The following is a 22,678-nucleotide window of genomic DNA, read 5'->3' as shown; positions in this document are numbered from 1 at the left end:
TAAAAAAATAAAATAGGATTTAATATTTATATTAGATATTACTTATATATAATACACCTATCGAATGAGCAAAACTCGCACGGAGTCTATATGTCTATTAATGCTGCGCTGCGCCTGATGGCAGGTGTTGTAATCCTTTTCAGTTTGGCGATGGGAACCTACATCAACGCTAACTGGTACTTCCTGACAGGCTTTGTTGGCCTGAACCTTTTCCAGTCAGGTTTCACGCAATGGTGCCCTGCCGTTTTCTTCTTCCAGAAAATGGGCTTAAAAGCTGAGAGCTGCTCAATGGCTGGTATGAGTGTTAATCAGGGACTGCATATTATTGCCGGCGCTATTGTTCTGCTTACCGTCGCACCGGTTCTGTTCCTGAGCGCTGATATCATGTTGTTAGTCGTCACCGCTGTAGTCGGTGCAAGCCTGGCCCAATCAGCCTTCACTGGTTGGTGCCCTGCGATGATGATCGCCAAAATGCTCGGTTTCAAGAAAACCGAAGTCGTAAGCTAAGAACCAAGCTTCCTAAGAATCAAAAGGTCTACTTAAAACCTCATCCTTAAGTGGACCTTCATTTCTCCGGGGTTACACACCCTATATCCGCCTTGAGCCGGGCTATATTGCCCGGCTTTTTTTATTGCCTTAAAACAATATTTTTATTTTCGTTCCAGCTACAATGGGCAGGTTTAAACTGGTCAGGTTCGAATCTTACTGATGTTATTAAGGACAGCAGGCTTAATTCTCCCTTCACTCATTCTATTGTGTGGGGCAGGAATACTACTCCCAGCAACGGCACAATTAAGCCACGAGTATCAGCAAATTCTCACGCTGACGCCTTACCCGCTTGCAATTGTGGTGGCTCTGCTTGGCTACGGATTTAACCGTAGCCGGATACTCTTTGCAGCACTCAATCTGACCTGTGCCTATTGGCTGATTCAGAACGGCCTGCAAACCAGCCTTAACCAACCCGATGCCTTTGTCCTGTTCAGTATAATTTCGCTGTTGCTACCATTACATCTGGGGCTGATAGCGTTTTATAAAGAACGCGGTCTGCTAACGCCTATAGGTATTATCCGTGTATTACTAATCGCCGTCAGTTATGGTGCATTGGGCCTCATCTGGAGCAATGGTTCACTGGGCCTCTACCTTCCAGAGCTGCCTATGATGATGCTGGAGATGCTACTCCATGAGTATTATCTCAGCGAAGCGGCTGCAATCGCTTTCACACTGGGTTTATTACCCATACTTCTTTCATTCCTATTGCGAAAAACCTACACTGATGCCGCTCTATTTGCCTCGTTGATCTCAGCACTGATTATGCTTAGCTGGTTTAACCAACCCATGATATCGGGGCTGTTTGTCTCGGCCAGCCTGATTGCACTGGCTATCTCAGTGGTACAAAACTCTTATCGTATGGCCTTTATCGACGAGCTGACCAGTATTCCAGCCCGCCGTGCTCTACAAGATAAACTTTCAACGCTAGGGAAAAAATATACCCTGGCCATGTGCGATATCGACCACTTCAAGAAGTTTAACGATACCTACGGTCATGATGTCGGGGATCAGGTTTTGAAGATGGTTGCGGCAAAACTGAATCAGGTCAGCGGCGGTGGTAAAGCCTATCGCTATGGTGGCGAAGAATTTACCTTAGTGTTTCCGGGTAAGAACGAAGCCGAAGCGCTCCCCTACATAGAACAACTTCGTGAAACCATCGCTAACTACCCTATGCATATTCGTAATCAGAACCGTCCTGATGATAACGAACAGGGCCAGAAGATGCGCAGTAAGGAAGATGACAGCGAGATCGTTAGCGTGACCATCAGTATCGGCTTCTGCGAAAAAACAGCTGAGATTCCTGACCCACATGCGGTCATCAAAAAAGCTGACGAAGCCCTGTACACTTCGAAGAAAAATGGCCGAAACTGCTCAACTGCCGTTCATTATCAGCCAGAAGCGAAATCCCGCCGTCGAGGCCATCGTAAAGATTATGCGTAAGCGATGGGCCACAGAAAGTAGCCCACTCAATCAGGACAAGCCTTTTAACGCCTCATTGCTCCAACTATGCGCCTCAGTATACGCAAGGGATAGTTGCTGCTGAGTGTACTCGTCAGAGACCGCTTCCCATTCGCCACGATTGTAAGCAAGCACATCGTGTAGCAATAAGCCCAAAGCGTTACGGGCACCTGCCACCGCTCTTTTAATCTCAAATTCGATGGGGAGTTGCTCCATCAACTCCTTTTGCGGAATACTAAACAGGGCATCGATACCGGATAAAATCCCCGACATAAACGCAGTACTCGGATCAATTTCATCGTCACCCTCCGCTAAAATTTGGCACATTCGGCCTTTTAGCAGGAGGCTATGGATCAGCTCGTCGGGCACCTGCTCATTCCGTGTTAGCGAAAGTATCAATACCCACTTACGAAGCTCTATCAGCCCTAAAACGACAATCGCCTCAGCAATACTCGCTATCGAACGATTACCCTTGAAAGCAGCAGAGTTCACCAGCCTTAGCAGTGCAGTCACTAACTGAGGGTCTTTCTGGATTAGCGATTCGATACTCTCAGGAGAGGCATCAGGGTTGTGAACCTCACCGATCAACTGCAGCATCACCAGTTCATTACGCGCCAGTTTCTTGCCTTTAACCAGTTGAGGCCTGGCAAAGAAGTACCCCAGAAAAAGATCGCACCCCGCAGTACGGCACAACTGAAACTCGTTATAAGTTTCTACTTTGTCCGCCAGAATGACTTTGTTTCCTAATGCTTTAAATTGATGGCAGTAGGTTTTTAAGTCTTCCGCAGAGTATTTCTGAATATCGATGGTGATAATTGTAGCCAGCGGATGGAGCCGAGCATCAGAATCTGCCGAAACACTGAGTCGGTACCCTGCATCAGACAACTCAGTCAGCTGTTCGAGAACGGAATCGGTAATATCTTCGTCTCTTTCCACTTCGAGAATCAGCGTTTCTAAAGGGACAGAAGGTAACAAACCGTCAAACAACCACTCTGCATTAAAGTTGATATAGGCAGGAAGAAACTTATTCTGGCCCGTTTCACACAGGTTGCTGAATGCATTCACCAGTACCTGGGTGGTTGCTGCTACCCCATCAAATTCAGGATCGGGGCCCGTTCCTTCATTGTCGCGATACAGCAACTGATACGCATAGGTATTCAGTTCAGTATCGAAAATAGGCTGACGAGCAAAAAGAATCGGTCCGTTCATAATTTCCCTACAGCAAAGCCCTATCTTTACTAATGAAAGCGATATTTACTGGATCAACTTAAAAGCCAATAAGGTGAATTTAACAATGCAAATGGGTAAGTTTCCAGCCCATGCTGAAACTTACCTCACTCACACAACGAATTTAAGAAACGGAAGAATTGCCACCTTTATGATGAGATGAGGTCGAACCGGTTACAATCTTAGGCTTTCCATAATAATAACCTTGCGCTGTTTTACAGCCGAGTTCGGCCAATATAGAAGCTTGCTTCTCCGTTTCAACGCCTTCTGCAATGACCTTGAGTCCAAAAGCATCAGATAGGGCTAATACTGATTTAACCAAAGAGTAATCAGCACCTAACTCATCAAGATCGGCAATAAAGCTTCGATCAATTTTCAGGAAATCAACGGTAAAACGTTTCAGATACGCTAAAGATGAGTATCCAGTACCGAAATCATCCAGCGCAATTCTTATCCCCTTATCTCTGGCACGCTTAAACCACCTCAGATTTTCAGGGGAATCAGAGAGGAAAATTCCCTCTGTTAACTCTAGAACTAAATTTTCATTCGCCAACCCATAATAGCGCAACCTTTCTTCGATCCACTCTAGCGACAAACGCTCTGGTATCTGATGCGAAGATACATTAATCGAGAAATAAAGCTGAGGATTATCGTTCCTCAAAGGCAATCGGCTGAACTCTCGAGCAGCTTTCTCGAAAACCACCTCGAATAACGGCTGAATCAGCCCAAACTCTTCAGCATTGCGAATAGATTGCTCGATTGATGTGTTATGGTTTGCGCTCTCTGGCCATCGCATGAGTGACTCAAATCCCAGAATAGCCTTATCACCCATGCTAACAATGGGTTGGAAGGCAACCGCAAGATCCTCATTCTCAATAGCATTTCTGAGCTCTATCTCAATAGAACGGGAAGAGCGAATCTCCTTCGCCATATCAGCATTAAAGAACCGGTATTGGCCTCTCCCTGATTCCTTGGCTTTATACATCGCCATATCAGCATGACTAAGTAACTCACCCTCTTCAAACGCATCATCAGGATAGACGGCAATGCCAATGCTGGTGCAGGTTCGAATTTCATGGTCGTCAATAGACAGAGGGGTATCCAGCACAGAAACAATCTTCTCGGCCACCGTACTTATATCAGTGGCATTGTCCACATCCGATAAGATAACGATAAATTCATCGCCCCCTAAACGGGCAACCACATCAGATTCCCGGATGGTTTCTTGCAACAGTTCAGAAACCGTTTGCAATAACAGATCACCGACCGCATGGCCCAGGGTGTCATTAATCCTTTTAAAATGGTCCAGATCAAGAAACATAACCGCGCACTTTTTCGACTCCCTGCGACTATGTTGAAGCTCTTGCCTTAATAACTCATGCAGCAGAGTTCGGTTCGGCAAGCCGGTTAACTGATCATAGTTAGCCCGGTATTTAATCTCTTCTTCAGCTTCTTTCTTTTCAGTAATATCACTAAAAATGGCGAGGTACTCATCAACATTCCCGTTACCATCTTTCAAAGCAACAACGGTCTGCCACTGAACATAGAGCTCACCATTTTTCTTACGGTTATGAACCTCCCCTTGCCATAACCCTTCCGTTTCCAAAGCCGCGTACATAGTCCGATAGAACTCTTTATCATGCTGACCGGAGCTGAGCATAGACGCGTTCTGGCCTATAATTTCTGACTCTTCATACCCGGTGATCTTTGTGAAAGCCGGATTAATCATCTTTACCTTTGAATAGGCATCAGACAGAAGAATCGCCTCGGAGGCTGAGTTAAAAATAGCTTCTGCTTTACGCTGACGCTCAGCTGCGTGTTTCCTGTCAGAGACATCACGCGCAAAACCAACCGTGCCAATCACCTCATTGTTATGCAGAACCGGTGACTTGAAGGTTTCAATCCAGGTACGTTCACCATCAGATTCAACTTTCTCTTCTACGACCTTGCCTTGACTGCTAGTGATGACTTTTAAATCATCCAGACGATAATCATTCGCGAGGTCTACCGGCCAAACATCAAAGTCCGTTAGCCCTTCAACCTCCAGAGGATCTTTTTTGCCACAGGCTTCAGCAAACGCTTTATTCACAGATAAAAACTCACCATCCGTGTTTTTTAGCCAGATCAAAAATGGAAAATTATCCAGTAACGATCGCATCCGCTGATGAGCAATTTCTAACTGCTCCTTCTCTTGCGATTCTTTAATTTCCAGCTTCTTCAAGGTGGTCGACATTGTATTAAAGGATCGAACCACATCAGCGAGCTCATCATTACCACGTACCGGTAAAGTGAACCCTAAATGTCCATCTCTGATTTTATTCGATGCAAACGTCAGGCTATTCAGTTGCCGGGTTAAATACACCCCCAGTACAGCAGAAAAAATGGCAACAAGAATGACTTCAAACAACGCCAGCGACACCGTTTGATTAATCGCTCGGTTCAAGACACTGGCAATGTAGCCCTGATCGATACCAAATTGCGCAAAACCGGACGTCTGCCCCGAAACTTCAATCGGAATTGTTTTATGTAGCGTTTCTGATGAAAGGTAAAAGTCGCTGGCGTCTTGTTCACTTAACAGCCAGCTTTCAGCAAGAATGTTGTAATCGTTATCCCAGAAGCGCACGTAAGCCAGCTCTTCAGTCTGGATAATGCTGTCCGCCAGAGACTGAAGGGTAGCTACATCGTAAGAAAATATCGCGCTCTCACTCGCCGCCAGAATCAGCGCTTCAGTCAGTTTAACTTTACGGGTTGCTTCTTCCTGATTCGAATCTCGCAGCATAGAGATGACATTGAGCGTAAGAATACCCAGCAGCACAAGCTCAATTAACGCGACACCCAGAATAGTTTTAGTACGAAACTTCATAATCCCTACTAAGTAGAAGTCTTTGCAGGTCATTGTAATGCAAAGCCTCACTACAAATCATTAGTCCGAATGGACGTAATGGATAGGACGTCGCTTCGCGACTAGAGAGAAGAAGGAACTGCAAGAGGCAGATAGAAACAGATAAAAACAGCAGAGGTCTGGTAATAGCGGTAAAAACCAGTGAAAAGCGGCGGTAGCTATGTGCCATCAGCAGACTTCTGCTAGGCACTAGTTACTAGAACCTAGCAGCTAGGAACCCTTGCCTTTTCGATTAATCGATTACATATTAGGCCCTTAGGGAATTTGCTGTGCAGATATATGAGCACAGTCAGTCATCAAAACGCGCATGCTCGTTTTTATCGGAGGAAAATGGCAGTGCTGTCTAAAAGCTATTTAGATTCAATTCATTACTGTCATTTTGATTTTCTACGGCGCCCGAAAAACGCGCACGCTTGTTATTTAAATGTTATGTGTCAGCAAAATAGGTACCTATGAGAAGAGATTTCTATACAACCTTTATAGGAGCCAAGGGTGTTGCTTTTGCTTGGGTAGGTGCATTCCTAGGGCCTGTTTTTATAGGTATCTACATAGAAGCAAGAACCAATGAGCACCTTTGGTTAGGAATTGGATTTCTAGTAATTTCACTTCTATGCATGAGGGATGGTTTGGTTGGCTTTAAACATGGGGTCGTATCTGACTTTGTGGTTTACTTTTTTGTAACCCTAGGCTTATTGGTTGTTGGTATTTCGCTTACCTGGACCAGATTTCAGTAATGAAGGGAATGTCACCACATAACAAAAAAATTAAATCGCCCTTCGGGCTTGGACCGTCGCTGCGCTCCGGCCTTTATGTTGGGCGATAGAGTTTTTGTTAGACATGGAAGTGCATATGAAAAAATCTACTGAAAAGCTTTTGGCATATTTGTTTGGCGTAATCTTCGTAATTGCTATTTTAGTTATCGCTATTTTTATACCAAGTCCAAAGCCCTTCCAATATGAAGTATTCAAAATTGTGTTGGCTATAGCGACTGCTGGTGTTGCAGCATTCATACCGGGATTCCTGAATGTGCAAGTAGGAAGCTGGGTGAGAGCAGGAGGAGCAATAGCGGTATTTGTGATTGTATTCTTCTTTAGCCCTGCAAAATTAGCAGTTGATCAGCAACCAGATATCACTGTTGGCGATATGCTCAAAGCTTATGAATTGGGCCGGAGCTTAGAGTATGTCAAAGATGAAATTGATAATCACATCAGTTATAAAAATGGCACTGGTGAATTTGATGATATGGCAGATCTTATTTACACCAACGAGAAGATGGCAGCTATCAGGCACATGGAGTACTTGGGGTTTGATAGAAATGATGAATTGGCAATGTTAAGAACTAGGACACTCTCTGAGTGGGAGGGAGTAAATGAGGCTTGGGAGTTAATATCGCGTCTAGAAGGCTACTTGGAAAAAAAGTCAAAAACCTTGTTTTATCTCTTTAGAGCATCTTTTATCTCAGAACGAATTAATGCCACGATTCAAGAAAACCCTAATGAAAGCATATCTGCATGGAGTGAGGAGCTTTTAACATACTTAGACTGGTTGTCTAAAAATGCACCTGAATTGAAAGAGTTAGAATACAAATCAGTCATCAATAATACTGACAACGATATGCGATATTTAGATGTTACTGAAAATATTCTAGAAATATTGCAAAACAACTCTAACAAATCAATGCAAGCGACCGCTGAAAGTGGCGGCTGATTGAGGCGTTATGCATAAATAAGTGAAGAAAATGGATTTTATAAATTACTTCGGTTTTGAGGACTTACTAATCACTGTTTTTGAAATAACGATGCTATTAGCGCTTCTGAGCACCTATTTCAGTTTAAAAAAGTCGGCTATCACGAGCCAGGCCCCCTGGGTTCAACTATTACAAAAGGCGGTTGGCTTTTTTGTCCTGTCTATATTGCTACCGCTTATTATGAGTATGGTGTTTGTGTTGGCCCTAGAGGACAGCTCAGATATGTTTTTAGGTATTATCACAATCGCCTGCCTTTACGTGCCGTTAGCTCTAGGCGTATTTTATATATTCAAATTGGGCAAACTTGCATGTTCCAAGGCATAACAAGTCAATCAAAACACTACAGTTTGACGCCCTCTGCGTGCTGTCTAGTTTGACGTTAAATGCTATGCACGATAAACACTTAATCATTTTAATTGGACTCATATACTCGTTTTTAATTTCGGTCATATTTGAAATAGGGTTTGTCATGTTTGGTATCTCAGCCACAGGGGGAGCTCTCTGGACTGTGCACATAGCTAGAAAAAGAAACCAAAGTATCAAAGCATTAGTGACTTCAGAGTTGGGGGCAGTTATCAGTGTCCTCGCAGCCATAATACTAACGGGCGTTATGTTTTCTCTACGTAATATTGAGTCTTTCTATAGTTGGTTAGGTATGGTTCCAGCAATGGCCACTTTTGGATTCGCTTATATGGTCTCTGTGAATCGCTTGAACACATTTTTATGGAATAAAATAAAAAGTGCTTTCAGGTAATTCAACAAGTAACCGATTGTTGCCGCGCTCTACCCGCTGAGTTAGGCGTTAAATATTTAAGGGGGATGAGATGAAGTCACTTTTCATAATTCTACTCGGCTTATATGCCTCTTGGCATTACACTGACTTATCTTCTGAAAGCTCAGTTAATAGTGTATTAGCGCCCTTAGGCGTCTTCGTTTTTCTTATTTCCTTAGGATTTTGGTTGGTTGCTAAAGCTGGTTTTGGCGGCCGAACGGACGGCGGTTCTGGTTTTCACGGGGGAGATGGAGGCTTTGGTGGAGACGGCGGATGTGATTAATCATTTGATCAGGCATGAATATCTCCGAAACTGACATAAAATTTAGCTAGTACCTTTAGAACTCACACCAATCACTTTTAACGCAGTGCTATAAAAAAACAGGACGCGAATATGGATTATGTCGTGGTTAAGTATCTTCACTTTCTGGGAATTTTCGCGCTGAGTTCAACGTTGATAGCCCAGCACCTTTTGATCAAACCCGAGATCTCTGTAAAAACGTTAAGAAAGCTGGCCTCGATCGATTCGATCTACGGTCTGTCAGCAGTGGTTACCCTGCTTGCCGGACTGGCATTGTGGCTTTGGGTGGGTAAAGCGGCTGAGTTTTATACTAGCAATCCGATCTTCCATATAAAGCTGACCCTTTTTGTTTTGATTGGGCTGATCTCAATCTACCCAACGCTGTTCTTTATCAAAACACGTAGAAATACAGATAGGGATTCTGCAGAACTAATCAAGATCCCTAAAGGGGTGGTTATGACGATTAGAGCGGAAATCGCCGGATTGCTCGTACTGCCTCTGCTGGCGGTATTAATGGCTCAGGGTATCGGCTTTAGCTAAGGATCGGTTATTTAATCCCTTGCGCATGGCGTGGAGAGCTGCCCGATCAGCGGCGGATAGCGCTAACTGCGATTCTATAGAATGCCATTCGACTTGAGCGGTCTCTTGGGCCAACACCTCTCCGGCCCACTCTGTCACTGCATAGTAGTGAAGCAACTGGGCTTCCTGAGCAACAAAAGGCTGATCGCATAAGAAATCATAAGATATGGGTATAACCCCAAGCTCCTCCTCAACCTCGCGCAATAAGGTATCCCGCTGCTTTTCCCCCGCCTCCATATGCCCGCCGGGAATGTTTAGCGCTACGTCGCCAAAGCGGTCGGTAATCTCTCTTCTTTCCAATAACACCTGGTTATCGGAAAAAAGCACAAAACAAACACACTCATGCACTGGCAAATCATCTCTCCTTAATTGAGGCTATTAACTACGCACTAAACAGTTAGGTAGATCAGTCAGTAAGGCTTAACTAGCCAAAGCGTTCTGCCAGAGCCTGACACTGGTGAAGCGAATGCGCTTTTGCCCATTCAACCGATGCATTGATCTCGGATTCATACTGGTTGCGCAGGGTCTGATCCGCATACTCAAAGCCACCGGGGATTGGCAGGTTATCTATCTCATGATTGATCCCAATAAACGGGAAAAAGTCCGGATCATTTTCGTAGGCACCCACAGCATGCCGTAAACGGGAAAGCTGAAGCGCACCGTCCAGGTAGTGGATCTGTCCGGAGAGCATCTGCTCGGCAACCGCAGCTACCTGAGCATACTCTTTGGGAAGTTTTGAAGTCGCCATAGTAGATCCCGAGTCACTTCTGAACCTAAGGTCAAAAGTGGATTACTGGATTGATCTATCAGTAACGGAGCAATTTCCTGTTCCAGTCACCTTCACATTGCAGATCGCAGGCCTGTTCCGAATCGAGAAAAATCTGTTTCTCGGGTTTCTTAAGTTTTATGCCTGCGCTGGTCAGTTTATCAGTGATCAGGCTCTGCAAATACAGATCTTCTCTGTGGGATTTAGCATGGGAGATATCATCGTCTGTTGCGAATACAGCGACGATACGTAGTGAATCGGGAAAACGTTTGAAGTCGACTCGATGGGTAATCCACTGGAATCCAGCAACAGATTCCAGAGCGATATCGCACACTTCGGTGAGGGATTCCCGAAGCGCTTTTTCGAGCTTTTTATCAGATTTGTTCATAAAGAGTTCTGCCGAGAGATTAGGCGAGATTCTCTATGATTAACCGCTTCTGTCAAGCAGATCTGAAGCAAACGATTGCCCTCACATGCCCTTATTTGCAATCATCCGCCTTTATCCGCTCTTCTCAGAATTCATCCGCCATTGACCCGCTTATCAATAACTCCAGCGCAAACGTGCATAAAGGTTTGATGCATCCTCAAACTGGCCAAAAAAGGTATGCGCCTGCTCGCCACCGAAAATATTGCCACCCACCGTTAAACTCAGCTCATCGTTAAAACGATATTTAGCTGATGGGCGGTGATAATAGTCCTGGTCAGTGGGAGAGTAGAAGCTGAACCAGCTCAGAATCAGATTATCCTGCATCGCGCTGTAGGTCAGGCGCATAGTCCACAACTCGCGATTTTCATCCGGGCGATAGAGAGAGTTTCCATCATTGGCTGCGAGCGCCTGATAATCCAGCGTACGTTCAGAATAGTACTGCAAGCCCATGGTCAGTTTAGGTAACAACTCCTGTTCATAACCCAACAGAAACCTTAGCTGATTATTAGGCAGTAAGGGATCACTGCCAGCATCATCTGCGCCGTTATACCAGGCAATTTCACTGTGCCCTATACCACTGGCTATATTAGTTCTTAGACTAGCGCCCAGACTATTCAGGCGAGAGAAATAAGCTCGCCCCTGCACAGATACAGCATTAGGTTGTTTCCAGAATCCCCTATAGCCATAGACGGCCCACTCAGTACTGCTCTGGCCAAACAGTTGCGCAGTACCGTGCAGACGCAAGGCAAACTCACCATTTTCGAATGTCTCATCTGGATGATCCGGGGTGACTTTACCCGCGGGTGCTGCAACCTGGCTGCCTGACATAGGTGAAAAATAAGAGAAGCGTTCCCCTTCGATATAACTGTCATTAGCAAATACAGGTGTCCAGACCAGATCCAGATTAGCTTGCTCGCCATACCAGGCCAGTTTCAGACTGGTTGAAGGCGCCTTAAGGTACTCATCATCCCGACCGGAAAAAAACGACTGCCAGTCTTTAGCAAACAGATCATTAAGGAAGACCAGATCTCCCGTTCCCCAGGTAAGAACCTGATGCCCTAAGCGCAGATCGAGGTTATCGGTTAAGCTAAAATCCGCTAGTGCTTCACGCAAGTTCATCTGTAACCCGCCATCAACACCGTCGGCATAAAGGTCAAACTTGCCGCTATAGCGGGTATCCCCCAGATAGGTTTCAGACTCAATCCGCCCTCGCAGCTCTCCCAGTGTCATATCATCATCTGCGAGTACCCTATCATCGCTCGTACGCCACCCGGCTCCTAGTTCCACAAAGCCATGAAGCTGGATCTCCTGTTCATCTTCATCCCCCCAGGCATCGTCTCCCCAGTCATCCGAAGCGTAGGAAGGTAATGCCAGTGCAATCAGAAACCAAGGTAGCGTACGTGTAAACAAACTCATGGGCAGTTATCTCTTCAACCATTCACGTGGAGGTTTGCGCAAAGAACGTTCGCTAAACACCGCTTGCTCCATACCCAGGTCATATTTCTGGAAGCGAAATTCCAGAGTTGTTTGACCACCACTACGCAGATCAGACACGCGTGATTTAGTCACGGTAATATGGCCCTGAACATCAGCACTCGCTAACACTTCTACGCGGCGATAGAGTGCTCCGTTGTCATCCTGGTACTCGATCTTTTCAGGCAAAAATGTGTCTTTATTGATCCAGGCAATGTACTTACTAAACTCCACACTACTGGCATCGACAGGCGTGTTTTCAATCACATAGTGTGTGGCATTGGTTTCCAGCAACACATGGCTGTCTTCCTCGGTTCCACGACCCGATACATCTTCATAGAAGTAGTGAGAGCCTACAAAGCTGGTCCGTTTATCCCCTGCGGAGATACGCTTCACCAGATCCAGTCCGGGAAGATATAGCCAGCGATCATCGTCATTACCTGGCTTCTTCGAGACAAGAAATACCGTGTTGCGTACATCGGCTGGACGGCTAAACACCACAAGAAAATCCTGCTCGCCGCCTTCGCTACGATCTCGTCGCAGAATAGTAAACTGACGTTTCTGCTCCCTGCCCTGGGCATCTTTAATCAGCATTCTGGCTTCTGAACGTCCGTCATCACCTGCGTAGTAAGAGACTAAATTGGCACGTTCGACAATCGCATCCGCATCTTGCAGATCCGCCGCTTGCAGAGTCCCTGCAGTAGAAAGAGAAACTACAGCCAGCAGCGCCTTGATCAGGTTAAATTTACGCATTCTCTTTCTCCTTTTGATCGTTGTTAACTGAAAACAGTGCCTGCTTATTAGAGATTCCATTGATGACTGCAGGCAATAGCACCACTGTGACAACCGCCGATACCGCCATAATCATGGCCAGGAAGAAACCCACCGTGATATAGGGAACCAGAGGCGCAAACAGTAAAGGGGTAAAACCGACTGCCACAACAACAGCATTGCGGCTGATCGCTCTCGCAGGCCCTTGGTAGACCTCTTCCACGGTTGCAGGCCAACTTCCTGTTTTGCGATAGATCGCTCGGCAGCGTTCCAGAAAATGAATCGCAAAATCTACGGAAAGGCCAAGCGTTAAGGCGGATAGAACCGCGATAGGCATGTCATAATCTTTACCGACGAACCCTATCAGGCCATAAATGAACAGGATGGTTACCGACAGAGGCAACATTGCCAGCAAGCCGATTTTGATCGAGCGGAACAAAATCAGCATCATCAGTAACACCATGAAAAACGCACTGATTAAGCTGTTCAACATGCCACTGACCATCTGCTCCTGCCAAACCACATTGATATAGGTAAGGCCTGCCCAATTAAGCTCTACACCCTCAGGTAGCGGGTTGTCCTGAACATACTGATCCACCAGCGCAATCACTCTGCTCATATCCTGGTTATCACCACTCTTCAGCTGCAACCAAAGTGCGGTAGAACGATAATCGGGTGTCACCATATGCCAAAGATCATCAGGGCGATGAGATGATTGGAAGCTAAGGATAGTCTGGGCAGCTGCATCAGAGGTTACCGGCAAACGGTATTGCGCAGCATCACCACCCTGTAACTCTCTGTATACAGTCTTAAGCAGCGTCACTAAGGAGTTACTCTTACCCACCAAGTCAGAACCATTAAGGTATTGCTCTAACCCATTCAGGTAGCTTAACCCTTCAGGTGACAAAAAGTACTTGCTGTCACTCTGAGCTCGCTCCACTTCATCCAGCATACCCAGCCACAACTGTTCCTGATCAGCATCATCGTAAGCCAGATCATCAAGAGCAAAAGCCAGTTTCTGCAGCATCTCGTTCAGAGGCAGATCTTGGTGGGTAGTCCACAGTTCAACGAGCTGCTGATTACCCGGCGCCAGTTTTTCCAGGGTTAATTTCAGATCAGACTTAAGCGCCTCCTGCTGGGTCTGTTCTAACACCAGAAAGGCATCATAGGTACCCGAGAAGTGGGTGTTCATCACCTTATCAGCCACTCTCAGGCGATGGTCCTCTTTAAACCAGCGAACCGGGTTATCGTTGATCTGAATAGTTGTCACGCCATATACAGAGATCGCGCTCACCACGATAAACAACACGACGAGTCCCTTAGACTTCGCCACAGAGAAGCGACCTATTCCCGCAAGCAGTCGGCCTAACTTTCCATCATCATTAGTTTCAAGAGAATGATCTTTTAAAGCACTCAGGCGCTTTTCAGACAAGCTCACGATGTAAGCCGGCACCAAGACGATCGTCAGGGCGAAGGCTAGCAAAATACCAAAGGCGACATGTAAGCCAAAAATCTGTACGGGCGGTATCGGGGTAAACGCCAGAGAGGCGAAGCCAACAGCTGAGGTTATTGAGGTGTATAGCATCGGAGTAAACAGATGACCGACCACCTCTTTCAGTGCCTGTTTTGGATCTTCACCTGGCTTATACCGATCTGAAAACTCCGACAGAATATGCACTGAATCCACAACAGCAATAGGCATCAGGAAGATCGGAATCATCGAGCTCATAATATGCACGGTGTAACCCTGACCTATCAGCAGCCCCATTGTAATTATCACCGCTCCCATCGCGACCAACATAGGTGCAGTTATCAGCAACATCGAGCGGAAGAATACCCACATCAGTACGAAGATCATCAAACCCGCCAAGGGTGCTGAGATCGCCATCTGGATAAACATCTCGACACCAAATGTGTCCTCGGCAACTGGCAGACCGGCCATATAAAACTCATTTCCGGAATCAGGAGAGTTCTGCTTTAATTGATCAATTACCTGCTGTATCTCATTAGATAACCGGTAGCTTTCAGCTTTGGCAACAATAGGGACATAGATACCTGCAGCCTGACCATCGCCTGATACCAGCGTGTTATGCAGTAGTGGTAAACGCTCAACTGCCGCTTTAATCTGCGCAGCCTGAACCTGAGTTTCTGGCGCAGATTTCATCATCCATTCAAAACGGATCGTACCGGGCTGTTCCGTGGATTGAGAGATATTATCGACAGTATTAAGAGCCATCAGATCCTGACGAATCACCCCGTCCATTACCTGAATCGCTTCGGATAGCTGATGCAGATCAGCCAGCGTTTTCGGGTTATACACCCCTTCCGGGTGCTCTGTATTCACGACACCAATCACGATCATGTCATAGAGAGAAAACTGCTTTTTCATCTCATCATGGAAGACACGATCTGCCTGATCATGGGGCAACATATTCTCAGGGTCGGTATCTACTTTAATACTCGGGATCTGGATTGCCGCTAGTACAACCAGCAATAGAATGCCTATAAAGACCTGCTTTGGTTTTTGCATTGATAGCTCAACCAGCCACGCTTTAAACCCCATGTTTCAACCCCGGTTCTGACCTTATTAAAGTAATGACTTGCCATTATATTAGAATATACTAATATTTCAATGATTCTATATTAGAAAATTGCGAACCAGGACCGATCTGAGTTATTATTGAATACGTTATAAAAAAATGATTATTAATAACTATAAGTCGATCAAAACTTGATCTGAGTTTCGACATGTTTAACGCTGATGAGAGGGCAGCGGGATCAGTTCAAAGCTGTTTCATTGGGAATCAGCCTATGAGGATCCCTACAATAATTACACAGCGCTTCGGAGTGAAAGGTTGAACGATACAGCAGCACCATTAGATGCCGAAACCCTAGAAATGATGCGAACTAATGCGGGTCAGGCAGCAAAATTAATGAAGGCCCTAGGCAATGAAAGCCGTCTTCTGATTCTTTGTTATCTTGATGGCAAAGAGCTTTCAGTGACTGAGCTAAACAATTGCCTGGATCTGAGTCAGTCCGCTTTATCACAGCACTTAGCTGTATTAAGAAAGGACGGACTGGTTAAAACGCGCCGGGAATCACAGACAATTTTCTACTCTCTTGAGGGCGATACCGCTAAGCGGATTATCCATACCCTACATGAGATGTTCTGCCCGAGCATGTAAGTAACCTAGTAATCAACAACACTAAAAGGCCGCTTTGCGGCCTTTTTCATTTCCCCTGCCCTAATGCCTGCCAGGCAAGCGCCTGAATAATTTTTTGGCAAGCTACTATTTCTCTGTCTATATTTGTTTTCATGACAATTTGATTACACGGATGTAAACCCAACACAGGGAGGTAGTTATGACTATCCGTCGTGCATTTCTATTTGTATCACTTCTGATTATTGTTGCGATGTCAGTGATGACCTGGATGCTCTGGCATACCAGCGGCAACATCGCAGGGCTAGGCCAACAATATTCAACCGCACAAGAACTGACCAATGACATGCTGATGCTTCGTCGGCATGAGAAAGACTTTCTTCTGCGTAAGCAACTTAAATATATCGATAAGTTTGATAAGCGCATCACGCTTATGCGCGAGAATATTAACTCTCTTCACCAGGAGCTAGACTATGCGCCCGCATTACAAACCGACCTGAATGAAGCATTAGCTCTTTTGGACCAGTATCAGAATAAACTCAATGCCCTTGTCGCCTTAGATAAAACGATCGGGCTGGAAAACCATCTGGGCTTACGCGGTGAATTTAACCAGGCTGAAAGCCAACTTCATAAGGTTGTGGCGGATACAGGAGATAGCCGGGCAGTATCGCAGATCATGCATCTGGTTCTGCTGGAAAATGACTTTCAGAACAGCCATGACCTGAGTATTAAATCCCTTCTCGAAAAAAACCTGGCCAGCACCCATAACTATATTCAGCAGGTCAACATGCCCGCGGCAGACAGCGTGAAGACCTTTGAAAAAACCGCACAAGCGCTAGCTGAAGCGTTGCAACAAAGGGGGCTTGACCAGAATTCTGGCTTACGGGGTGAGTTACGCTCCAGTATCCATCAGGTCGAAAGCCTGTTTGGTGGCTTATATGGTGATCTGGAAACAACTATTTCAGGCGCGCTCAGGTCCTCTCGCCTGCAAGGTGTCATCACCGCGGCCATGCTCACAGCACTTATAGCAGCACTCCTGTTATGGCAGACCTACCGAGTTATTACCCGCCTGGGAACGGCAAATACCCGTATGTCAGATATCAGCCACGGCGGCGGTGATCTCACTCAACATTTAGAATTGAACGGTGACGACGAAGTAGCCGAATTGGCCCACTCAGTGAATGATTTTATCGATACCACTGCAGGTTTAGTTCGCGAGATCAAAGAGAAAGGCGAAACCGTCGAAACAGGCGCCCATCACTCAGTTGAACTCAGTAAACGCTCCCAATCTGCAATTGAAGAGCAGCGCAACAACACGATGGCGGTTAATCAGGCCGTTCAGGAACTAGTGACGGCGGTAGAGCTCATTGCTCAAAGTAGTGCCAATGTGCAAAGCAGCGTATCTGATGCAGACCAGAAAATGGCAGAAAGTGCGGAAATTATGGATAACACACGCCGACAGATGAATACGCTTTCTGACAACATCGTCCGTGGTAACCAGTTGATGAATTCGCTAAGCCAGTCCAGCACAACCATCAGCAATGTTGTCGGTGTCATCCGTGATATCACAGAGCAAACCAACTTACTGGCTTTAAATGCAGCCATTGAAGCTGCACGTGCGGGTGAAACCGGCAGAGGTTTTGCCGTTGTCGCCGATGAGGTGCGAACCCTTGCCCAACGTACCCAGAACAGCACAGTTGAGATTGAGCGCATGGTTGAAACGCTGCAAGCAAATGTCGGCGAATCTGAACGCGCCATGCAAAGTAACCTTAAACTTACCACCAGCATGAATGACTCAATAAATACGGCCAGCAATACCCTCCAGGATAATAAACAAGCGATGGATGAGATACGTGGGATGGTGATTCAGATCGCAGGCGCGACTGAAGAACAGATGTATACCGTAAAGGGCGTTGAAGATGCCACCCATAGTATTACTGCGGCGGCAGAACAGCTATTGGCTGATTCCAACGAAAGCTGCCGTAACTGTGAAAGCCTTGAATCAAATGCCCATCAAATGCGTGAGGATGTCTCTAAATTCATTGTTTGATTCGTTGCCAGCAAGTAACTTTCTGCCGGCCCCGTGCCGGCTTTTTTCATCTCTGAAACTCATTTATAGTTATGTCCTGCCTCGCGATTATGTGGGGACCAACCTTATTGATCGCTCTTCTTGAAAAAGGATATCAGGAACCGATGGCCCCCATTCCAGGTACAAGCTTTTCCGAACTGCTAACTCACGCCGTTCGTTGGCTCTCAAATCTACAAAGAGCGAAGGCAATGCGGAAACAGGATTCCATATCCGCCCTGCGAAAAGTCATTTCCGCCTCCAGGGAAACTTCCGTTTATATCAGACAGCTTAACGATGAAGGTAAACGCGAGCACAAGACCGAGCGCCATCTCACCCTGCTCTGGACAGAACTGGGGTTTGCTTTGGAGGATTTAGGGTTACATAAGCTGGCGAAGCGCTGTCAGATTAGTGGCAAACACTGGGCTGACCCAGAGCACTACAGTAAAGATTTTCTGAGTAAAGCGAATGTCAGCTTAGATAAAATGGAACGAACAGCCCGTTCATTGCTAACCGAGTTGAATCAACACTAATTCCCGCCACATAGAGCCTATGTCGCGGGAATCATCGATTAGTGCGGCAAGTTAAGGCGGATTTTCTGCCAGTCTTCGGTAGGTGAATTCAACATCATCTTCATATCCACAACATCTTCTTCAACATTAAAGCTGTTCTCAAAACCGAGCTTCTTAGCCAGGTTTTGCATGCCTTTATTGCTGGGCAGTGTTGAACCAATAATCTGCAAGGTACCCCGACCTTTACAGTACTCGATGATCTTGCTCATTAGCGCTACACCCAGCCCCTCACCCTGAAGATCATCGCGGATAACTACACTAAATTCAGAACGGACATTATCAGCATCGGTGACTGCGCGTACGACACCTAATGTTTCCATGCCATGATCCTCTTCGCGAGGAACAGAGATAATGAAAGCCATCTCACGGTCGTAGTCGATCTGCGTCCAGTTAGCTAATTCCTGGTGCGTGGGGACACCGCGGCTATAGAAGTATCTCAGGCGAATCGACTGCGGGCTAAGCTTGTTATAGAACTCAAGGTGATTCGGTTCATCCTCACCCCGAATCGCGCGCATGATCGCCTTACGTCCAGAGCGTTTCAAGGTCACCTCTTCGGTGAGATGTTCAGGATATGGAGAGATCGACAAGCTACCCTCTTCATCGGAGAGGGATACCGCCACATCGGTTGCTAACAGGCCAGCCTTATTGACCAACAAAGGATTGATCTCAAGGCATTTCAGGTGCGGTAGATCGACAATCATCTCAGACAGGTTCAACAACAACTGGCAGATATGTTCGATATCCTGCTCAGGGCGATAGCTGTTCTCCTGAATAATCTGGCAGATTCGGGATTGACGGATTAACTCCTTCGCCAGCGCCATATTTAAAGGTGGCAGCATGACATGCCGATCGGCTAATACATCCACCGTATGCCCACCGGCGCCGAAAACAATCACCGGGCCAAATGTCGGATCACGCGTAATACCGACGTTGATTTGTAGTGATTGGAAACCACGTTTCATCTGCTGAATACAGAAGCCCATCTGCTCTTCCGCACTATGGCTTTCGGCCAGTCGGTATGAAAGCTGGGTTGTTGCATGTTCAACTTCTGTTGCAGAGTAAAGGTCGTAGGCAATATCTCGCCAGCGCTGACTACCCTGATGATCATAACTGAACGGATAGACATTTTGCTTATGCAACGCTTTTATCCGCACAGAGCTATCGATGGTTGCCGAGTGCTGAACAATTTCGTCGATACTATGGCTGTAATAAGTATTACTGACCGGAATATCGTACAGATCCAGTAACGAACAAGCCTCAGCATGGCTAAGGTAGTCCCGTTTCTCGCTTAAAGCAGTCTGAATCAGCTCTCTTGCTTTAACATGGTTTGGCGTATTTTGCTCAATGTACGGAGGTGGTGTCTGGCGCATCACATCCTGATTACGGTGAAAATCCACCATATGCATAAACGCGTCGACAGACTCTTCAGGGGTCAGGAAGGTCGAGATACCTGCTGAGTTACAGTGATTACGTGCCTCAATCGCTGTTGCGCGTCCCATAAAGCAGGTCAGCACATTACGCGGCGTTTTACGGGCAATCTGAATCACCTGGTCAGCGGTCTCTACCGAAGGCGCTAGCCGGGTGGGTGCATGTAACATCAGTACTGCATCTACGTTTTTATCTTTGGTCAGAATTCTAACCGCTTCGGCAAAGCGGGCTGGATCTGCATCAGCATTCAGATCGACAGGGTTTGAACGGTTCCAGTGCGATGGCAGTATTTCAGATAACTGGGCTATTGAATCTTCAGTCAGCTTCGCTAACTGGCCGCCCTGCTCAAGGAGTTTTTCAGTCGCCAGCGCATTGGGGCCTGTGCCATTAGACAGAATAGCCAATCGCTCACCACGCATTGGCTTCATACGTGTCAGGGTTTCCAGCGCATTAAACAACTCATCCGAGGTTTCAACACGCACAACGCCGGCACGGCGCAGTGCCGCATCATAAACCTGGTCGTCATCATGGATACCCGGTGCCAGCTCAGTACCGGACTTTTCACCGACAAAGGTGTCATTTTTTAATACCAGTACCAGCTTGTTACGCGAGGCAGAACGAACAGCTGAAAGAAAATCGCGCGCCGAACCATCAACACGGTTAAGCTGCAACAATATTGCGTGGGTATAAGGGTCCTGTGCCAGATAGTCGATCACAGATGGCATATCAACATCAGCACCATCACCCAAGGTCAGGAAATGCGAGAATCCGATCTCCTGCCCGGTCGCCCAATCGATCATTGCCGTGCCTAAAATGCCCGACTGACCCACATAAGCAACCTTGCCCTTAAGAATGTTCACATGAGAATAGCTGGCATTCATGTTGTGACCGGGCACCAACAAGCCCATACAATCAGGGCCTAGTATCCGAATACCGTAAGGTTTAGCCGCTTCTTTCACTTCATCACGCAGTGTCTGACTACTATCACCATCGGCAATCGAGAGGCCGCCAGTGAGTATCATCGCCGCCTTAACCATACTTGCACCCAAACCACGGATAATGTCCGCAACCGATTCGGGAGGGGAGCATATAATGGCCAGGTCAGGCATTTCAGGAAGGTCACTTAATCTTTTGAAACACGAAACCCCATGTACCTGTTCATAGCCCTGAGAGTTAACGGCATATAGAGAGCCTTTAAACCCACTCTCCTGGAGGTTTTGTATTACAACGCCCCCCATGCTGTTTTCCTTTTCAGAAGCGCCGAATACAGCGATGCAGGAAGGTTTGAAAAAGCGTTTCAGATACTTAGTAGACACGCGGCATTTTCCTCATTCTCAGATACCCGCATTTTACATTTTTTTGCAGCGCAGCAAAACAAAAACACTAGACAAAGGTATTATAAGAGCAACCTGCTTTACTACCTTTTGAGGAGGATCAATATTCTGCTCACTCAAGCAAATGGCAACTAATCATCCAGATACTGGTTAGCTACTTATCAGTATTTCAAAGGATCCGCAGCGCCTCCTCTTAACTAAACACCCCGCGATCATCAGAAATACCAGTCATTAAGCGTAGCAGAGCCTTGTTGCGTTTTTTTGGCATCCTGCTTGCTATCACTATTAAAAATCGAATAACCCTGGTGTCTAGCAGTATCAGTCTTTGACTCATACCTGGTACAGGCAAAGGGATACAACCAATAATAACTAATCGGAGATCTCCTTATGTCCAAGACACTATTCCAAAAAAGCTTCATCTCTCTGGGTAGCTTGTTTATCGCGACACCTGCGCTGGCCCATACTGGCGGGACAACAGAAGCAAGCTTAATCGCAGGCCTGACCCATCCGTTAACGGGTATCGATCATCTGCTTGCGATGTTTGCGATCGGGATCTGGGCCGCTATGCAACATAGGACCGATCATTTCAAAGTGCCTGGTGTATTTCTCATCATGTTGGTGGCCGGTTTCTTACTGGGCATGAACGGCTTGGCAATCCCATTTGTAGAAGCAGGTATTGCCTCCTCTGTACTCATCATGGGTCTTGCGATTGTATTTGCAACAAAACTACCTAATGCAGCCTCTCTTCCTCTGATTAGCCTGTTTGCGCTTTATCACGGCATGGCACATGGATTTGAGATAGGCATCGCAAATGCAACCTACTTCGCTGTGGGATTCATCACATCTTCAGCCCTGCTTAATTTTGCTGGTGTTAGCTTTACTAAGCTCACCAACCAGTTGATGCCGCAGCTACATCGTGTCGTGGGTTCCATTATTGCTTTGGCTGGCTTTTCATTTTTAATCGCTTAACTTCGCCGGGTTCATCTCTTCCGCTCTATCTGATTTGAACCCTTTTTCTGGCTGCTTAGCAGCCAGCTTCTTTTTCGTTCGTACCATCACCCAAAAGTGGTTTCGTCGGGTAGTTTCTACCCGACTTTTTTTCACTTTCAAAAAAGCCTTTCAACAAACTTTCCAAATCAAAAATCT

At 46.3% G+C, this 22,678-nt stretch carries 18 protein-coding genes; 9 read left to right on the top strand and 9 right to left on the bottom strand.

The genetic code is table 11. The features are described from left to right. Positions 1-90 precede the first annotated feature (90 nt). Positions 91-507, top strand: a complete 417-nt coding sequence (locus MED92_RS16550; RefSeq protein ID WP_007022734.1) for a YgaP family membrane protein — start codon at positions 91-93, stop codon at positions 505-507. A gap of 201 nt (positions 508-708) precedes the next feature. Further along, complete coding sequence (locus tag MED92_RS16545) at positions 709-1,989, top strand: GGDEF domain-containing protein (protein ID WP_040663171.1); 1,281 nt, start codon at positions 709-711, stop codon at positions 1,987-1,989. A 30-nt stretch (positions 1,990-2,019) separates the two neighbouring features. Here the strand turns inward: MED92_RS16545 and MED92_RS16540 are convergent, their stop codons facing one another. Both MED92_RS16540 and MED92_RS18725 read right to left on the bottom strand, forming a co-directional pair. Further along, positions 2,020-3,216: an EAL and HDOD domain-containing protein gene (locus tag MED92_RS16540; RefSeq protein WP_007022732.1), complete on the bottom strand. Its 1,197-nt coding sequence runs from the start codon at positions 3,214-3,216 to the stop codon at positions 2,020-2,022. Positions 3,217-3,358: 142 nt separating this feature from the next. Continuing rightward, the gene (locus MED92_RS18725; protein WP_162010875.1) at positions 3,359-6,097 is read right to left on the bottom strand and encodes an EAL domain-containing protein; all 2,739 of its coding nucleotides are present in this window, start codon (positions 6,095-6,097) and stop codon (positions 3,359-3,361) included. Between the two features lie 888 nt (positions 6,098-6,985). On the opposite strand from MED92_RS18725, the gene MED92_RS18720 reads away from it, so the two are divergent. The 3 genes from MED92_RS18720 to MED92_RS16505 all read left to right on the top strand — a co-directional run bounded on the left by MED92_RS18720 (position 6,986) and on the right by MED92_RS16505 (position 9,496). Next, positions 6,986-7,843 carry a hypothetical protein gene (locus MED92_RS18720; protein ID WP_007022729.1) on the top strand — a complete coding sequence of 286 codons (858 nt, stop codon included), beginning with the start codon at positions 6,986-6,988 and terminating at the stop codon, positions 7,841-7,843. An 864-nt stretch (positions 7,844-8,707) separates the two neighbouring features. Further along, positions 8,708-8,938, top strand: coding sequence for a hypothetical protein (locus MED92_RS16510; RefSeq protein WP_007022726.1), 231 nt, complete (start codon positions 8,708-8,710; stop codon positions 8,936-8,938). A 111-nt stretch (positions 8,939-9,049) separates the two neighbouring features. After that, positions 9,050-9,496 (top strand): DUF2214 family protein, encoded by a 447-nt coding sequence (locus tag MED92_RS16505; protein WP_007022725.1) that lies wholly within the window; start codon positions 9,050-9,052, stop codon positions 9,494-9,496. Here the strand turns inward: MED92_RS16505 and MED92_RS16500 are convergent. The 6 genes from MED92_RS16500 to MED92_RS16475 form a co-directional block, all read right to left on the bottom strand. Further along, complete coding sequence (locus MED92_RS16500) at positions 9,467-9,883, bottom strand: NUDIX hydrolase (RefSeq protein WP_238321534.1); 417 nt, start codon at positions 9,881-9,883, stop codon at positions 9,467-9,469. The two genes, MED92_RS16505 and MED92_RS16500, sit on opposite strands and share 30 nt — an antisense overlap. A gap of 76 nt (positions 9,884-9,959) precedes the next feature. Continuing rightward, the gene (locus MED92_RS16495; protein ID WP_007022723.1) at positions 9,960-10,283 is read right to left on the bottom strand and encodes a hypothetical protein; all 324 of its coding nucleotides are present in this window, start codon (positions 10,281-10,283) and stop codon (positions 9,960-9,962) included. A 58-nt stretch (positions 10,284-10,341) separates the two neighbouring features. Beyond that, the gene (locus MED92_RS16490; protein WP_007022722.1) at positions 10,342-10,689 is read right to left on the bottom strand and encodes a hypothetical protein; all 348 of its coding nucleotides are present in this window, start codon (positions 10,687-10,689) and stop codon (positions 10,342-10,344) included. Between the two features lie 153 nt (positions 10,690-10,842). Continuing rightward, the gene (locus MED92_RS16485; protein ID WP_007022721.1) at positions 10,843-12,144 is read right to left on the bottom strand and encodes a DUF1302 family protein; all 1,302 of its coding nucleotides are present in this window, start codon (positions 12,142-12,144) and stop codon (positions 10,843-10,845) included. Between the two features lie 6 nt (positions 12,145-12,150). Next, positions 12,151-12,954 carry an outer membrane lipoprotein-sorting protein gene (locus MED92_RS16480; protein ID WP_007022720.1) on the bottom strand — a complete coding sequence of 268 codons (804 nt, stop codon included), beginning with the start codon at positions 12,952-12,954 and terminating at the stop codon, positions 12,151-12,153. Then, on the bottom strand, positions 12,947-15,535 hold the full coding sequence (locus MED92_RS16475; RefSeq protein ID WP_007022719.1) for an efflux RND transporter permease subunit: 2,589 nt from the start codon (positions 15,533-15,535) through the stop codon (positions 12,947-12,949). Before MED92_RS16475 ends, MED92_RS16480 begins: the two co-directional genes overlap by 8 nt. A gap of 337 nt (positions 15,536-15,872) precedes the next feature. Between MED92_RS16475 and MED92_RS16470 the strand changes: the two genes are divergently transcribed. The 3 genes from MED92_RS16470 (at position 15,873) to MED92_RS16460 (ending at position 18,731) form a co-directional block, all read left to right on the top strand. Beyond that, positions 15,873-16,157 (top strand): ArsR/SmtB family transcription factor, encoded by a 285-nt coding sequence (locus tag MED92_RS16470; protein ID WP_040663402.1) that lies wholly within the window; start codon positions 15,873-15,875, stop codon positions 16,155-16,157. A gap of 178 nt (positions 16,158-16,335) precedes the next feature. Further along, positions 16,336-18,183 (top strand): methyl-accepting chemotaxis protein, encoded by a 1,848-nt coding sequence (locus MED92_RS16465; RefSeq protein ID WP_007022717.1) that lies wholly within the window; start codon positions 16,336-16,338, stop codon positions 18,181-18,183. 143 nt (positions 18,184-18,326) lie between these two features. Then, on the top strand, positions 18,327-18,731 hold the full coding sequence (locus MED92_RS16460; RefSeq protein WP_040663165.1) for a hypothetical protein: 405 nt from the start codon (positions 18,327-18,329) through the stop codon (positions 18,729-18,731). Positions 18,732-18,769: 38 nt separating this feature from the next. On the opposite strand, the gene MED92_RS16455 is transcribed toward MED92_RS16460, so the two are convergent. Continuing rightward, positions 18,770-21,514, bottom strand: a complete 2,745-nt coding sequence (locus MED92_RS16455) for a bifunctional acetate--CoA ligase family protein/GNAT family N-acetyltransferase (RefSeq protein WP_007022715.1) — start codon at positions 21,512-21,514, stop codon at positions 18,770-18,772. A gap of 405 nt (positions 21,515-21,919) precedes the next feature. Between MED92_RS16455 and MED92_RS16450 the strand changes: the two genes are divergently transcribed. Then, the gene (locus MED92_RS16450) at positions 21,920-22,501 is read left to right on the top strand and encodes a HupE/UreJ family protein (protein ID WP_007022714.1); all 582 of its coding nucleotides are present in this window, start codon (positions 21,920-21,922) and stop codon (positions 22,499-22,501) included. The last annotated feature ends 177 nt before the right edge of the window (positions 22,502-22,678 follow it).

It is taken from the genome of Neptuniibacter caesariensis (genome assembly GCF_000153345.1).
GTDB lineage: Bacteria > Pseudomonadota > Gammaproteobacteria > Pseudomonadales > Balneatricaceae > Neptuniibacter > Neptuniibacter caesariensis.
Note: the sequence above shows the minus strand (reverse complement) of the source record. Positions and strands in the feature narration are given on the sequence as shown.

What these genes read in the sequence shown, in the direction of transcription:
- MED92_RS16550 (WP_007022734.1), top strand. Translation starts at nt 91, where the DNA reads ATGTCTATTAATGCTGCGCTGCGCCTGATGGCAGGTGTTGTAATCCTT.
- MED92_RS16545 (WP_040663171.1), top strand. Translation starts at nt 709, where the DNA reads ATGTTATTAAGGACAGCAGGCTTAATTCTCCCTTCACTCATTCTATTG.
- MED92_RS16540 (WP_007022732.1), bottom strand. Translation starts at nt 3,216, where the DNA reads ATGAACGGACCGATTCTTTTTGCTCGTCAGCCTATTTTCGATACTGAA.
- MED92_RS18725 (WP_162010875.1), bottom strand. Translation starts at nt 6,097, where the DNA reads ATGAAGTTTCGTACTAAAACTATTCTGGGTGTCGCGTTAATTGAGCTT.
- MED92_RS18720 (WP_007022729.1), top strand. Translation starts at nt 6,986, where the DNA reads ATGAAAAAATCTACTGAAAAGCTTTTGGCATATTTGTTTGGCGTAATC.
- MED92_RS16510 (WP_007022726.1), top strand. Translation starts at nt 8,708, where the DNA reads ATGAAGTCACTTTTCATAATTCTACTCGGCTTATATGCCTCTTGGCAT.
- MED92_RS16505 (WP_007022725.1), top strand. Translation starts at nt 9,050, where the DNA reads ATGGATTATGTCGTGGTTAAGTATCTTCACTTTCTGGGAATTTTCGCG.
- MED92_RS16495 (WP_007022723.1), bottom strand. Translation starts at nt 10,283, where the DNA reads ATGGCGACTTCAAAACTTCCCAAAGAGTATGCTCAGGTAGCTGCGGTT.
- MED92_RS16490 (WP_007022722.1), bottom strand. Translation starts at nt 10,689, where the DNA reads ATGAACAAATCTGATAAAAAGCTCGAAAAAGCGCTTCGGGAATCCCTC.
- MED92_RS16485 (WP_007022721.1), bottom strand. Translation starts at nt 12,144, where the DNA reads ATGAGTTTGTTTACACGTACGCTACCTTGGTTTCTGATTGCACTGGCA.
- MED92_RS16480 (WP_007022720.1), bottom strand. Translation starts at nt 12,954, where the DNA reads ATGCGTAAATTTAACCTGATCAAGGCGCTGCTGGCTGTAGTTTCTCTT.
- MED92_RS16475 (WP_007022719.1), bottom strand. Translation starts at nt 15,535, where the DNA reads ATGGGGTTTAAAGCGTGGCTGGTTGAGCTATCAATGCAAAAACCAAAG.
- MED92_RS16470 (WP_040663402.1), top strand. Translation starts at nt 15,873, where the DNA reads ATGCGAACTAATGCGGGTCAGGCAGCAAAATTAATGAAGGCCCTAGGC.
- MED92_RS16465 (WP_007022717.1), top strand. Translation starts at nt 16,336, where the DNA reads ATGACTATCCGTCGTGCATTTCTATTTGTATCACTTCTGATTATTGTT.
- MED92_RS16460 (WP_040663165.1), top strand. Translation starts at nt 18,327, where the DNA reads ATGGCCCCCATTCCAGGTACAAGCTTTTCCGAACTGCTAACTCACGCC.
- MED92_RS16450 (WP_007022714.1), top strand. Translation starts at nt 21,920, where the DNA reads ATGTCCAAGACACTATTCCAAAAAAGCTTCATCTCTCTGGGTAGCTTG.